Here is a 14477-nt window from a genome sequence, read left to right on the forward strand (position 1 = left end):
GCCCCCCGGGCTGGAAAAACCGCATCACTCGGGCAGCACCGTAGAGAGGGCAGGATGCGGGTTTCAAGGCGGGGCGAGGTCGATCCCTTCATTGTGATGGACGTGATGGAGGCCGCGCGCCGGGCCGAGGCAGCGGGCCGCGACATCGTGCACATGGAGGTCGGCCAGCCCGGCACCCCCGCGCCCGCAGGGGCCCGCGCGGCACTGGCCGCGGCGATGGAGCGCGAGGCGCTGGGCTACACCGTGGGCCTGGGCCTGCCGGCGCTGCGCGCGCGCATCGCCCGGCTTTACGGCGACTGGTACGATGTCGATCTGAACCCCGAGCGGGTGATCGTCACGCCGGGCTCTTCGGGCGCGTTCATCCTGGCCTTCACCTCGCTTTTCGACACCGGCGCGCGGGTGGGCATCGGCGCGCCCGGCTACCCGTCCTACCGCCAGATCCTCTCGGCGCTCGACCTGACGCCGGTGATGCTGGAATGTGCGCCCGAAAACCGGCTGCAACCGGTGCCGGGCGACCTGCCGGGCGATCTGGACGGGTTGATGGTGGCCTCTCCGGCCAACCCCTCGGGCACGATGCTGGACAAGCCCGCGCTCGCCGCGCTGATCGAGGCCTGCGCGGGGCAGGGCGCGGCCTTCATTTCCGACGAAATCTACCACGGCATCGAGTACGACAAGAAGGCCGTGACCGCGCTGGAGATCAGCGACGAGACCTATGTCATCAACTCGTTCTCCAAGTATTTCTCGATGACCGGCTGGCGCGTCGGCTGGATGGTCGTCCCCGAGGATCACGTCCGCCGGATCGAGCGGCTGGCGCAGAACCTTTTCATCTGCGCCTCGCACGCGGCGCAGGTGGTGGCGCTGGCCGCGATGGACTGCACCGACGAATTAGAGGCCAACATGGCCGTCTACCGCGAAAACCGCCGGCTGATGCTGGACGGTCTGCCAAAGGCCGGTTTCACGAAGATCGCGCCGCCGGACGGGGCGTTTTACGTCTATGCCGACGTGTCGGATCTGACCGAAGACAGCCGCGCCTTCGCCGCCGAGATCCTGCAGGAGGCCGGCGTGGCCGTGACTCCGGGGCTCGATTTCGATCCGGGGCGCGGGGCCGGCACATTGCGGTTTTCCTACGCCCAGTCGAGCGAGGCGATCGCCGAGGGGCTGGCGCGGCTGGAACGGTTCATGACGGCGCGGCGGGGCTGAGGCGTTTCGCGTGGCGCGCGCCGGCGCTATCATGGCACCAGGTCGGGACAACGGGGCAATGGGCAGGATTTTCGCGGCATTTTCGCTGGCGGCGGCGCTGGCCGTCTGTGCCGCCGGGGCCGGGGCCGAGGCGCTGTCGGCGCTGGCCCGGCCCGACGCCGCGCGTTCGTCGATCCGCGACGAGGGGCGGGGCGTGGTGCTGGACCTCTGGCTCAGCTTGCCCGTGCCCTACCGCGTCTTCACGCTCACCGATCCGCCGCGGGCGGTGGTCGATTTCAACGAGGTCGACTTTGCCGGATTCGATCCCGCCAGGCTGGCGCGCACGGACCGGGTGGGCGCGGTGCGCGCAGGCGCCCTGCGCCCGGGCTGGTCGCGGCTGGTGATGGAGCTGTCCGCGCCCCTTCCGGTGGACAGCGCCGAGATGCGGCGCGACAGCCGCACCGGCCGGGCGCGGCTGGTGCTCGGCCTTGGCGCCGCCGACGCCGATCGCTTTGCCGCGGCCAGCGGCACCGCCGGTCCCCGGCTCTTGGGGGTGCCCGAGCCCGCCGTCCTGCCGCCGCCGCGCCGGCGGCAGGACGGCAGCCGTGCCCTGCGCGTGGTGCTCGACCCCGGCCATGGCGGCATCGACCCCGGCGCCGAACGCGACGGGGTGCGCGAGGCCGACCTGATGCTGACCTTTGCCCGCGAGCTGCGCGAGGTGTTGCGCCGCGCGGGCATGGAGGTCAGCCTCACCCGCGACGACGATGTTTTCGTGCCGCTCGAACACCGTATTTCTATCGCGCGCATGGCCGGGGCGGATGTGTTCCTGTCGCTTCATGCCGATGCGCTGGCCGAAGGGCGGGCGTCGGGCGCCACGGTCTACACGATGTCCGAGACGGCGTCGGACCGGGCCTCGCAGCTCTTGGCCGAACGCCACGACCGCGACGAGTTGCTGGCCGGGGTCGATCTCTCGCGCCAGGGCGACCGCATCGCCAACATGCTGATGGACATGGTCCGCCGCGAGACCGTGCCGCGGTCGGACAAGCTGGCCGATGCGCTGGTCGCGGGGCTGACCGACAGCGTCGGGCGGATGCACAAGCGGCCGCGGCTCGAGGCGGCGTTCTCGGTGCTCAAGGCACCCGACATTCCCTCCGTGCTGATCGAATTGGGCTTTCTCTCTTCGGCGCAGGACCGCGCCGACCTGGCCTCGCCCGAATGGCGGGGCAGGGCGGCCCGGGGAATCGCCGCCGCGCTGGCCGCCTGGGCGGTCGAGGACGCGGCCGAGGCGTCGCTCTTGCGCCGCTAGGCGCTGCTCGGCCAGCGGCCGCGGGCAGGGCGGCGTGCAGCGGGCCGTCCGAGCGATGGATCCCGCGTGCCGCGCCCGAGGTTTCTCGATTGTGATCGAGATGGGGTGGAAAAAGACCGTCTCGGCGCGGCGTCGCTTTTGACCCGGCCCCGGCACGAGAGTATACAGGCGGGACGAACTCGGGGGCGCGCGTGCTTCGCTTTGTCTTTTCCTTCTTCGGGGCGCTTTTCAGCCTCGTGACGATCGGCGTTGTCGCCGCCGCGCTGATGATCGGCGCGGTGTTCTGGTTCTATGCCCGCGACCTGCCCGATCACGAAGACCTGGCGACCTACGCCCCCAAGACGATCAGCCGGATCTATTCCGGCGAGGGCCGGATGATCGACGAGTTCGCCGTCGAGCGCAGGCTTTTCGCGCCGGCCGAAGAGATCCCCGACCTGGTCAAGCAGGCCTTCATCTCGGCCGAAGACAAGAACTTTTACACCCACAAAGGCTATGACGCCCGCGGTATCGTTGCCGCCGGTATCGAGGCGGTCAAGACCCGCGGCCAGACCGTGCGCGGGGCCTCGACGATCACCCAGCAGGTGATGAAGAATTTCCTGCTCGGGGGCGAGCGCACCGGCGAGCGAAAGATCAAGGAACTGATCCTTGCCACGCGCATCGAAAAGACGCTGAGCAAGGAAAAGATCCTCGAACTTTACCTCAACGAGATCTTCCTCGGGCAGAACTCCTACGGCGTCGCCGCCGCGGCGCAGACCTATTTCAACAAGACCCTGTCCGAGCTGGAGCCGCAGGATGCCGCCTATCTGGCGGCCCTGCCCAAGGCGCCGTCGAACTATCACCCGGTGCGCGAGATGGATCGCGCGCTGGAACGGCGCAATTTCGTGCTGCGCGAGATGCGCGAGAACGGCTATCTCGACCAGGCCGCCTACGAGGCCGCGCGCGACGCGCCGCTCTTGACCGTGCAGAACGGCGACTACCCGCCGTTTCGCGATAGCCTGCCGCCGCGCGATTATTTCACCGACGAGATCCGCCGGCAGCTGTCGGAAGATTTCGGCGAGGGCGAGTTCTTCGGCGGCGGCCTGACGATCCGGGCCACGCTCGACCCCGAGATGCAGTCCGAGGCGGCGGTGTCGCTGCGCGCGGGGCTTGAGCAATACGACCGCGGCCTGGGCCAGTGGCGCGGCACCGGCAAGACCATCCCGGCCGACAGGCTGGGCACCGAGGCCGACTGGCGCGCGGCGCTCTCCGAGGTCGAGGTGGCGCGCGATATCTTTCTGCAGGATGCGTGGTATCCCGCGGTGGTGCTGGACATCGCCGACCAGAGCATGACGCTGGGCATCGAGGGGGTCGAGGGCACCGCCCAGGTGCCGCGCAAGGACATCGCCTGGATGCGCGGCAGCTTCGTCGACAATTTCCAGGTCGGCGACGTGGTGCATGTGCGCCGCATGACCGAGGACTCCGACGGCAGCTTCATCCGCTGGACGCTGCGGCAGGTGCCCGCGATCCAGGGCGGGTTCGTGGCGATGGACGTCAATACCGGCCGGGTGCTGGCGATGCAGGGTGGCTTTTCCTACCAGCACTCGGTGTTCAACCGCGCGACGCAGGCCACGCGCCAGCCCGGTTCGTCGTTCAAGCCTTTCGTCTATGCCGCAGCACTCGACAGCGGGTTTACGCCCGCCACGATCATCATCGATGCGCCCATCGAGGTGGATACCGGCGCCGGCATCTGGCGGCCCAGGAACGCCAGCAACAAGTTTTACGGCCCGACGCCGCTGAGAACCGGCATCGAGCGGTCGCGCAACCTGATGACCGTGCGCCTGGCGCAGGAGGTGGGGATGCGCACGGTGGCCGGCTATGCCGAGCGGTTCGGCGTCTACGACCGGATGAACCCCTACCTCGCCAATGCGCTGGGCAGCCAGGAAACCACGCTTTACCGCATGGTGTCGGCCTACGCGATGTTCGCCAATGGCGGCGAGCGGGTCGAGCCGACGCTGGTCGACCGGGTGCAGGACCGTTGGGGCAACACGATCTACCGCCATGACCCGCGCGAATGCACCGATTGCAGCGTGGCCGCCCTGCCGCGTGGCCGCGCTCCCCAGATCGTTTCGCGCCGCGACAGGGTGATCAACGCGATCACCGCCTACCAGCTGACGTCGATGATGCGCGGCGTGGTCGAGCGGGGCACGGCGGCGGGCCGGGTCAATCTCGGTGTGCCGACCGCGGGCAAGACCGGCACAACCAACGACGCGCGCGACGTGTGGTTCGTCGGCTTCACCTCGAATATCGTCGCGGGCTGCTACATGGGGTACGACCAGCCGCGCCCGCTGGGGCGGGGGGCTTACGGCGCATCGATGTGCGGCCCGGTCTTCAACCAGTTCATGAAGAAGGCCACGGCCAAATACGGTGGCGGCCCGTTCGAGGTTCCGCCCGGCGGCCATTTCATCAAGATCGACCGCTACACCGGCGCGCGGCTGCCGAACGAGGCCGGCGGCGCCGATGTCGTGGCGGAATACTTCCGCGACGGCGAAGAGCCGATCTTCGGCATGGGCGCGCTGGTCGACGGCGGCTTTGCCATGGGCGCCAACCTGCCGCTCTTCGAGCGGGGCGAGGCCGATGCGGGCGCGCAGGAGGTGACCACCTCGACCGGGCGCAAGACCACGGTCGGGCCAAAGGCCACCTTTGGCACGCTGTCCTCGGGCGGGCTTTACTGAGCTTGCCCGCCGGCGCGCGCCGGGCTATCACGCCCATCTGACAACCAGATCAACCGAGGCAAGGGCCGATGCGTGCAGACGCGCAGAACACCGTTGAGGATATCCGCAAGTCGCTGAAGCTGCTGGCGCAGCGCATGGACTGGGACACCGCCGAGCACCGGCTGGAAGAGTTCAACGCCATGGCCGAGGACCCCGACCTGTGGAACGACCCCGCGCGCGCGCAAAAGCTGATGCGCGAGCGGCAGATGCTGGTCGACGCCATCGACACCTACAAGGGCATCAGCCAGGACATGGAAGACAATGTCGAGCTGATCGAGCTTGGTGAGATGGAAGGCGACGACGAGGTTGTAAGAGAGGCCGAGACGGCGTTGAAGGTGCTGAAGGAAAAGGCCGCGCAGAAAGAGCTCGAGGCGCTTCTGGACGGCGAGGCCGACGGCAACGACACGTTCCTCGAAATCAACTCGGGCGCGGGCGGCACCGAATCCTGCGACTGGGCCTCGATGCTGGCGCGGATGTATGTGCGCTGGGCGGAAAAGCACGGCTACAAGGTCGAGCTGCAATCCGAGAGCGCGGGCGAAGAGGCGGGCATAAAATCCGCCACCTACAAGATTTCCGGCCCCAACGCCTATGGCTGGCTGAAATCGGAATCGGGCGTGCATCGCCTGGTGCGGATCTCGCCCTATGACAGCGCGGCGCGTCGGCATACCTCGTTCTGCTCGGTCTGGGTCTACCCGGTGGTCGACGACAATATCGAGATCGAGGTGAACCCCGCCGATGTCCGCGTCGATACCTACCGGTCCTCGGGGGCGGGCGGCCAGCACGTCAACACGACCGACTCGGCGGTGCGCATGACCCATATCCCGACGGGCATCGTGGTGACCAGCTCCGAGAAATCCCAGCACCAGAACCGCGACATCGCCATGAAGGCGCTGAAATCGCGGCTCTACCAGTTGGAGCTGGACAAGCGCAACGCCGATATCACCGCCCAGCACGAGGCCAAGGGCGAGGCCGGCTGGGGCAACCAGATCCGGTCTTACGTGCTGCAGCCCTACCAGATGGTCAAGGATCTGCGCACCGGGGTGGAAACCTCCGACACCCAGGGCGTGCTGGACGGCGATCTCGACCCGTTCATGGCCGCGACGCTGGCGCTGGACGTGGCGGGCAAGAGCCGCGCCGAGGCGCAGGCCGAGGAATAAAGCCTTCGGCGCAGCCGGGAATCGCATGTAAACTCCCCCCGAATGCGACGAAAGAGCGCATAAGGGAGGAAGCCATGTCCGATATGTCGGGGGCCGTCGCGTCGCCCAAACCCGATATCCAATCCGTCACGCTGGACGACCTGCGCGCCGCGCTGGCCGCGGGATGGCGCGATTTCCGTACCGCACCGGCCTTCGGCCTGTTCTTCAGCTCGGTCTACGTCCTCGGCGGGCTGGCGCTGGTCTATTTCGGCGCGGGCACCGTCGCCTGGACGTTGATGCTTTCGCTCGGCTTTCCGCTGATCGCGCCCTTTGCCGCGGTCGGGCTTTACGAGGTCAGCCGCCGGATGGAGCGGGGCGAGGCGCTGTCATGGCCCGGGGTGCTGGGGGTCGTCCTGCGCGAAAAGGACAGGCAACTGCCCTGGGCGGGGGCGATCATCGTCTTTGCCTTCCTGTTCTGGACCTTTCTCTCCCACATGGTCTTTGCGCTGTTCATGGGGCTGAGCGTGATGACCAATATCAGCTCGTCCTGGGAGGTGTTCTTTACCTCCAACGGGCTGGCGATGATCGGCACCGAACTGGTGCTGGGCGGCTGCTTTGCGTTTCTTCTGTTCGGGCTGACGGTGGTCAGCTTTCCGCTGATGCTGGACAAGGAAATCGACTTCATGACGTCGATGCTGCTCAGCCTCGAAACGGTGCGCCGGAACCTCGCCGTGATGCTGAGCTGGGCCGCGATCATCGCGGCGCTCTTGTTCGCCGGGATGCTGCCGGCCTTTCTGGGGCTTTTCGTGGTGCTGCCGGTGCTGGGGCACGCCACCTGGCACCTGTATCGCCGCGCGCTGAGCACCCCCTGACCGCTGGGCGTTGAAACGAAAAAGGCATCGCCTGCAAGGCGATGCCTGAAACTGTTGCCGCGATGCGTGACGTCTAGCCCTTGGGGGCGGGCGCCTTTTGCGCGGTCTGCTGACCGCCCTGGCCCTGCTGACCGCCCTGGCCCTGCGCCGCCGCCGGTTTCTGGGCCGGTTGCTGCTGCTGGGCCGGGCGCTGGGCCGGCTGCGGTTGCTGCGGCTTGCGCTGGGCACCGGTGTTCAGCGGGTCGTCCTGACGCTGTACCGAGCCCTCGAAATGGGCGCCGCTTTCGATCGCGATGGTCTTGTGGATGATGTCGCCCTCGACGCGGGCGGTCGAGGTGAGTCGCACCTTGAGGCCACGCACGCGGCCCACCACGCGGCCGTTGACCACGATGTCGTCGGCCACCACCTCGCCGCGGATCGTGGCGCCTTCGCCCACGGTCAGCATGTGCGCGTTGATGTCGCCCTCGACGGTGCCTTCGACCTGGATGTCGCCGGTGGTCTTGAGGTTGCCGGTCACCGTCAGGTCGGTCGACAGAACCGACGCCGGCGGCTTTGCCTTGGGGGCGGCGGCGGTGTCGGGGCGGGGCGCCATGGCCGATTCGGGCATTCTCGGTTTCTCCGCATCGCCAGTCTGTTTGGGGCCGGGTTCGTTGATTCTGTTCTTAGAAAACATCTCTGGCTGCCTTGATGTAGGTCATCGGATTCACGGGTGTGCCGCTGACGCGCACCTCGTAGTGCAGATGCGTCCCGGTCGAACGGCCAGAGCTTCCCATATCACCGATCCTGTCGCCGCGCGAGACCCTTTGGCCCTCTGTCACGCGAAGTTTCGCCATGTGCCCGTAGAGGGTTTCGATGCCGAACTCGTGCCGGATCTCCACCATGCGGCCATAGCCCGAGACCCAGCCGGCCTTGGTCACGACGCCGTCGGCGGTGGCGTAGATCGGCGTGCCGTAATCCGAGGCGAAATCGGCGCCCTCATGCATACGGTAACGCCCGCTGGTGGGGTGGCTGCGCATGCCGAAGGGGCTGGTGAAGCGGAAGGACGATTTCAGCGGTGTCGCAAAGGGCGCCTTTTCGGCGGCCATGCGGTACATGTTCAGACGGTCGAGGCGCGATATCAGCCCCGCGCTGCGCATCTCGTCGGGGTGGGGCTCGGTGCCCTTGGTCGAGAGAGACAGCGGCGTAAGCGGCCCGCCGATTCCCGAATAGCCCTTGCGCACGGCTTCGATCAGGCTGTCGGGTTTCAGGCCGGCGGCGCGGAACATCTTGTCCAGCGGCTCGACCGAGACCGCCAGCGCCTCTTCGAGCTGGGTAAAGATGCGGTCGTTGCGTTCGCCGGTCAGGCGCTGCTCGTAGGCCAGCGCCTCGGCCAGTTCGTAGGCGGCCGCGGCGTCGGCGAGGGCTTGATCGCGTTCGCGCGCGGTCTGCTCCAGCGCGGCGGAGAGAAAGCCAAGCGCGGCTTCGGCATTCGTCGCGCGCGCGGCGACCCGGCGCTCGGGGCCGGTGTCGTCGTCCAGCGCCGCGGCCAGGCGCGCTGTCTCGGCGCGGGCCTCATCGCGTTCGGCCATCACGCTGCGCAGGGTGGTCTGGATCACCTCGATGCCGGTTTCCAGCTCCTTGCGCCTGTCTTCCGAGGCCAAGAGCGCCGACTGCATCTTGGACACCTCCGCCAGCGCGAGGTTGAACCGTTCCTGCGCGGCCTGGGCTTCTGTCGCGCGGTTGTCGCGCTCCAGCGCCAGGGCGTTCAGCCGTTCCTCGTATAGCGATTGTTCGCGTTGCGCCTGGTCGCGCAGGTTGCCCGCGCCGACGTTGTCCATCAGCAGGACCGCGGTTGCCACCATTGCCCAGCCGACGACAAGCGCGCTGCCGGCGAAGGCGATGAACTGCGTCGCGGGACTGAGCCGGATGAACCGGGTCTCGCTATCGCTACGCAAAAACAGGCGTTGTTCGGGAAGCATGCGTTCGAGCGCATGGTCGATGCGGTGTATAAATCGCGACGTCAATGCCTGTGCCCCATCTGCCCAACTTGTCCAAAGGTCAGACGCGCCCGCCCGGCGCCGTCGCCGGGGGAGTATCCCTCAGCCTGTCTGCCTTCAAGATTTTTAACCGAAGCTACATGGTTTTGCCGATGGGGGGTCTCGAAATGGGCGGAATCATGCCGATGTCGCCGCGGGGTTGCGCCAAAACCACGATACGATCGTCGCCGGCCGGCGACCGCCCGAGGCACTCCGGGGCGCGGCCGAGCGACCGGCCCGCGCCCTGAGCGCCCGCAATCACAGGGCGCGGACGGCCTCCAGCACCTCTTCGGCATGGCCCGGCACCTTGACCTTGCGCCAGACGCGGGCGATTTGGCCCGTGCCGTCGATCAGGAAGGTCGCGCGTTCGATGCCCATGTAGGTCTTGCCGTACATCTTCTTTTCCACCCATGTGCCGTATTGCTCGCACACGTCGGCTTCGGCGTCCGACAGCAGCGGCACCGCAAGCTCGTGCTTGGCGACGAACTTGTCATGTTTGGCCACCGTGTCTTTCGAGATGCCGAAGACCTTGACGCCGGCGGCCTCGAACTCGGAGATCAGCCCGGTAAAGGCGATGGCTTCCTTGGTGCAGCCGGACGTGTCATCCTTGGGGTAGAAGTACAGAACGACGGGCGCGGGGCGCAGCGCGGACAGCGTGACCGTCTCGCCGCCGTCGCGGGGCAGGGTGAAATCGGGGGCGGTGTCGCCGGTATCGGGCATGGTCATGATCCTTGATTTCTTGCAATGCAGCCTTTCCGGGCGCTATGGCCCGGTGGAACATAACCGCGAACGCCCCCCGGGCAAGGGCGGGCCGCGGGATGCCGTGAGATGACCGAGACCGACCGCCCGACCGATCCGCAAACGGATATCGACGCCCAGCGCCGGTTCGGCCTGTGGCTGCTCTTGAGCCTTGCGATGCTGGCGGGCCTGGCGGGCCTCGCCGGGCTGGCGCTGACCGGGCGCACGGTCAGCCTGCCCGAATTCGTGACCGAGCGTATCGAGGCGCGGCTGAATGCCGGGCTGGCGCCCGCCGAGCTGCGGCTGGGCGGTGTCGATGTCTTCGTCTCGCGCCGCCTCCGTCCCGAGGTGCACCTGCGCGAGGTGGCGGTGTTCGACGCCACCGGCCGCCCCGTGGCGCGCCTGCCCGAGCTGTCGGCCCGCATCGCGCCGGGCCCCGCGATGCAGGGCCGGCTGATGCTGCGCGAGGTGGCGCTGACCGGGGCCGAGCTCACGCTGCGCCGGGCGCCGGACGGGCGCATCGACCTGGCCTTGGGCCAGACCGGCGCGGCGGTGACCTCTGGGGCGAGCCTGGCCGCGGTGCTGGACCAGATCGACCGGGCGTTTCAGGCGCCGGCGCTCGCGGCGGTGGAAAACCTGAGTGTCGAGGCGCTGGGCCTGACCTACGAGGACGCGCGCTCGGGCCGCATCTGGCGCATCGACGACGGGCTGATGACGCTGGAACAGGACGATGCCGAGGTGGCGTTGCGCGTCTTCTTCTCGCTCGAGGGCGGGGCCGAGCGGCCGGCCGAATTCGCCGTCACCTTCGTCAGCGCCAAGGGCTCGCCCGCCGCGCGGATGTCGACCAATTTCTCCGCGGTGCCGGCGGGCGATATCGCCACCCAGTCGCCGGCGCTGGCCTTCCTGTCGGTGATCGACGCTCCGATCTCGGGCGCGCTGCGCACCGAGGTCGATGCCAGCGGCAGTCTCGGGCAGCTTTCGGCAGCGCTGGAAATCGGCGCGGGGGCGCTGAAACCCGTCGAGGGCGCGCCGCCCATCGGGTTTACCTCGGGAAAGAGCTATTTCTCCTACGCCCCCGATGAGGCCAAGATCGTATTCGACGAGATCGCGCTCGACACCGAGCTGCTGCGCCTGCGCGCCGATGGCCATGCCTACCTGACCGATACCGGCCCCGGCGGCTGGCCCGAGACGCTGGTGGCCCAGATGGGCCTGCGCGAGGTCGTCTTCAGCCCCGAAGGCGTGTTCGACGCGCCGGCGCGGTTCAACGGCGGTGCGCTCGACCTCAAGCTCGCGCTCGACCCGTTCACCGCCACGATAGGGCAGGCGGTGCTGACCGACGACGCGCACAGCTATCGCGGCGCGGGCACTGTGGCCGCGGCGGCCGACGGCTGGCGCGTGTCGGTCGATGCCGAACTGGACGAGATCACCGATGCGCGGCTCTTGTCGCTCTGGCCCGTGGGTCTGGTCCCGGCCACCCGCGACTGGTTCTCACGCAATGTCGACGGCGGCACGCTGTTTGACGTGCACGCCGCCGTGCGGCTCGCCCCCGGTGCGCCGGCGCGCCTGTCGCTCGACCACGAATTCCGCGATGCCACGGTCAGCGTCTTGCGGGATTTCCCGCCGGTCCTCGGCGGGCAGGGCTATGGCACGCTGTCCCAGGAGGGCTATACGCTGGTGGTCGAGAAAGGGCGGGTCGAGGCGCCGCAGGGCGGCTTGGTCGATGTCGCGGGTTCGGTGCTGCGCCTGTCCGATCTCGGCCAGCGGCCGGTGCGGGCGACGATCACGCTTGCGCTCGACAGTGCGATACCGGCGGTTCTGTCGCTGATCGACGCGCCGCCGCTGCGGCTGTTGCGCAATGCCGACATCGGCCCCGGCATTGCCGCGGGCCGCGCCGAGATCGCCGCGGAGGTGAACCTGCCCATCAAGCACGGGCTGCGGCCCGCGGACGTGGATTTTCGATTTGACGGTACCCTGCACGGCATGCGTTCGGAGGTGCTGGTACCGGGCCGGGTGCTGGCCGCCGACGCGATACGCGTCCGGGGCGACAGGGCGGGGCTGTCGCTCTCCGGGGCGGCCACGCTGGACGGGGTGCCGCTCAGCGTCGCCTGGCAGCGGTCCGGCGACGGGCCGGGCCGTGTCGAGGGCACTGTCGAGCTGTCGCAGCGCACGGCCGAAACCTTCGGTCTGGGCCTGCCTGCGGGCAGCCTGTCGGGCGCGGCGGCGGGCGCCTTTACCCTGTCGCTCGACCCCGCGGCCCCCCGCTTTACGCTGGAGAGCGATCTCAACCGGCTGGCCATCTCGGTGCCGGGGCTAGGCTGGTCGAAGCGGGCGAACGCCACCGGGCGGCTCAGCGTCGAGGGGCGGCTGGGCGATGCGCCGGCGATCGAGCGGCTGGCGATCTCGGCGCCGGGGCTCGACGCCGAGGGGCGGGTGACGCTGCGCCCCGGCGGGGCGCTCGATAGCGCCAGCCTGACGCGGCTGCGCGTCGGCACCTGGCTTGAGGGCGGGGCCACGATCACCGGTCGCGGGGCGGGGCGGGCGCCTGCCATCGCGCTGACCGGCGGCCGCGTCGATCTGCGCGATGCGCCCTTCGGCCGGGGCGGCGGCGGGCCCGGCGGGCCGATCCGGCTGGAGCTGGACGAGGTCGTGGTGGCCGAGGGGCTGGTGCTGAACGCCGTGACCGGCGAGCTGTCGCCTGACGGCGGGCTGAACGGTGCGATCCGCGCCCGGCTGAACGGCACGGCACCGATCGAGGCCACGCTGGCCCCCTCGGCGGAGGGCACGGCGGTCGAGGTGCGCGCGGCGGATGCGGGGGCGGCGCTCAGCGCGCTGGGCGCCTTTGGCAAGGCCCGCGGCGGCGCGCTCGACCTCACGCTGACGCCGACAGGGCGGCCTGGCGAATATTCCGGTCGGTTGGGCATCGAAAACGTGCGGGTGCGCGGGACATCGGTGCTGACCGAGCTCTTGTCGGCGATGAGCGTGGTCGGGCTGATCGACATCCTCTACGGCGAGGGGCTGATGTTCTCGGAGGTCGACGCCCGCTTCCGCTTGACGACGCAAGCAGTGCAGATCACGAGGGGCAGCGCGGTGGGCCCGTCGCTGGGCATCTCGATGGCGGGGGTCTACCGCATGGATACCAAGAGGTTGGACATGCAGGGCGTGGTCTCGCCGATCTACATGCTGAACTCGATCGGTTCGGTCCTGACGCGCAAGGGCGAGGGTTTGTTCGGCGTCAACTACCGCCTGGTGGGCGACGCAAACGCCCCGCAGGTGCGCGTGAACCCGCTGTCGATCCTGACACCGGGCATGTTCCGCGAGATCTTTCGCAGCGCGCCACCCCAGGGGGCCGGTCAGTGAAGCTGTCGGATTTCGATTTCGACCTGCCCGAGGCGCTGATCGCCACGCGGCCGGCCCGCCCGCGCAGCGCCGCGCGGATGCTGGTGGCCGAGGGCGACGCGATAGACGACCTTCACGTGCGCGACCTGCCGGACCTGCTTCGGCCCGGCGACCGGCTGGTGCTGAACGACACCAAGGTGATCGCGGCCCGGCTGACCGGCACCCGGCGGCGCGACACCGCCCAGGGGCCGGTCGAGGCACGCGTCGAGATCACCCTGATGGCGCCCGACCCCGCGGGGCGCTGGCGGGCGATGGCCAAGCCGCTGCGCAAGTTGAAAGAGGGTGAGACCGTCGTCTTCTCCGACGCGCTCCGCGCCGAGGTCGCCGTCAAGACCGACGAGGACGTGACGCTTGCCTTCAACCTCGACGGCGCGGATTTCGACACCGCGCTGGCCGCGGCGGGGGCGATGCCGCTGCCGCCCTACATCGCGGCCCGCCGGCCCGCCGACGACCGCGACCGCGAGGATTACCAGACGGTCTGGGCGGCCCGCACCGGCGCGGTGGCCGCGCCCACGGCGTCGCTGCATTTCGACGAGGCGCTGCTCGCGGCGCTAAAGGGCAGGGGCGTGGGGTTTACCCATGTCACCCTGCATGTCGGGGCGGGCACCTTTCTGCCGGTCAAGGTCGACGATGTCAGCCGCCACAGGATGCACGCCGAATGGGGCGAGGTGACGCAAGCGGCCGCCGACGAGATCAACGCCGCGCGCGCCGCCGGGGGCCGCATCATCCCCGTGGGCACCACCGCGCTGCGCCTGATCGAGACCGCGGCGGACCCCGCCGGGCAGCTGCATCCCTGGCAGGGCGAGACCGACATCTTCATCCGCCCGGGCTATCGCTTTCGCATCACCGACGCGCTCATCACCAACTTCCACCTGCCGCGCTCTACCCTGCTGATGCTGGTGTCGGCGCTGATGGGGGTCGGCACGGTGCGGCGCATTTATGCCCACGCCGTGGCCGAGAGATATCGCTTCTTTTCCTATGGCGATGCCTCGCTTCTGATCCCCGAAGACGAAACGCGACGCGCGCAGGTCGCTGGCGGGCATTTGCATCCTGCCCAAGAGCCCTAGACAGGCGGCAAAAGTCGC

10 protein-coding genes are annotated in these 14477 nt (G+C 68.9%); 7 read left to right on the forward strand and 3 right to left on the reverse strand.

The window, feature by feature from the left end; translation table 11 throughout:
• Positions 1-54: 54 nt before the first annotated feature.
• The 5 genes from Ga0609869_RS17860 (at position 55) to Ga0609869_RS17880 (ending at position 7243) form a co-directional block, all read left to right on the forward strand.
• Positions 55-1200: a pyridoxal phosphate-dependent aminotransferase gene (locus Ga0609869_RS17860; RefSeq protein ID WP_125403355.1), complete on the forward strand. Its 1146-nt coding sequence runs from the start codon at positions 55-57 to the stop codon at positions 1198-1200.
• A gap of 58 nt (positions 1201-1258) precedes the next feature.
• Complete coding sequence (locus Ga0609869_RS17865; RefSeq protein WP_125403356.1) at positions 1259-2485, forward strand: N-acetylmuramoyl-L-alanine amidase; 1227 nt, start codon at positions 1259-1261, stop codon at positions 2483-2485.
• Between the two features lie 191 nt (positions 2486-2676).
• Positions 2677-5196: a penicillin-binding protein 1A gene (locus Ga0609869_RS17870; RefSeq protein WP_125403357.1), complete on the forward strand. Its 2520-nt coding sequence runs from the start codon at positions 2677-2679 to the stop codon at positions 5194-5196.
• Positions 5197-5264: 68 nt separating this feature from the next.
• Positions 5265-6392, forward strand: coding sequence for a peptide chain release factor 2 (gene prfB, locus Ga0609869_RS17875; protein WP_125403358.1), 1128 nt, complete (start codon positions 5265-5267; stop codon positions 6390-6392).
• 74 nt (positions 6393-6466) lie between these two features.
• Complete coding sequence (locus Ga0609869_RS17880) at positions 6467-7243, forward strand: DUF2189 domain-containing protein (RefSeq protein ID WP_125403359.1); 777 nt, start codon at positions 6467-6469, stop codon at positions 7241-7243.
• A 73-nt stretch (positions 7244-7316) separates the two neighbouring features.
• Here the strand turns inward: Ga0609869_RS17880 and Ga0609869_RS17885 are convergent, their stop codons facing one another.
• The 3 genes from Ga0609869_RS17885 to bcp form a co-directional block, all read right to left on the reverse strand.
• The gene (locus tag Ga0609869_RS17885) at positions 7317-7916 is read right to left on the reverse strand and encodes a bactofilin family protein (RefSeq protein ID WP_125403360.1); all 600 of its coding nucleotides are present in this window, start codon (positions 7914-7916) and stop codon (positions 7317-7319) included.
• Entirely contained in the window at positions 7906-9246 is a 1341-nt protein-coding gene (locus Ga0609869_RS17890; protein ID WP_125403361.1) for a M23 family metallopeptidase, read from the reverse strand. The genes Ga0609869_RS17885 and Ga0609869_RS17890 overlap by 11 nt, the downstream gene beginning before the upstream one ends.
• Before the next feature lie 270 nt (positions 9247-9516).
• On the reverse strand, positions 9517-9978 hold the full coding sequence (bcp, locus tag Ga0609869_RS17895) for a thioredoxin-dependent thiol peroxidase (RefSeq protein ID WP_125403388.1): 462 nt from the start codon (positions 9976-9978) through the stop codon (positions 9517-9519).
• 108 nt (positions 9979-10086) lie between these two features.
• On the opposite strand from bcp, the gene Ga0609869_RS17900 reads away from it, so the two are divergent.
• Together Ga0609869_RS17900 and queA are read left to right on the forward strand one after the other, a co-directional pair.
• Positions 10087-13353, forward strand: coding sequence for an AsmA-like C-terminal region-containing protein (locus Ga0609869_RS17900; protein WP_125403362.1), 3267 nt, complete (start codon positions 10087-10089; stop codon positions 13351-13353).
• Positions 13350-14459, forward strand: a complete 1110-nt coding sequence (gene queA / locus Ga0609869_RS17905; RefSeq protein WP_125403363.1) for a tRNA preQ1(34) S-adenosylmethionine ribosyltransferase-isomerase QueA — start codon at positions 13350-13352, stop codon at positions 14457-14459. Before Ga0609869_RS17900 ends, queA begins: the two co-directional genes overlap by 4 nt.
• Positions 14460-14477: the final 18 nt, after the last annotated feature.

Source organism: Rhodovulum iodosum, from assembly GCF_041020385.1.
Classification (GTDB): Bacteria; Pseudomonadota; Alphaproteobacteria; order Rhodobacterales; family Rhodobacteraceae; genus Rhodovulum; species Rhodovulum iodosum.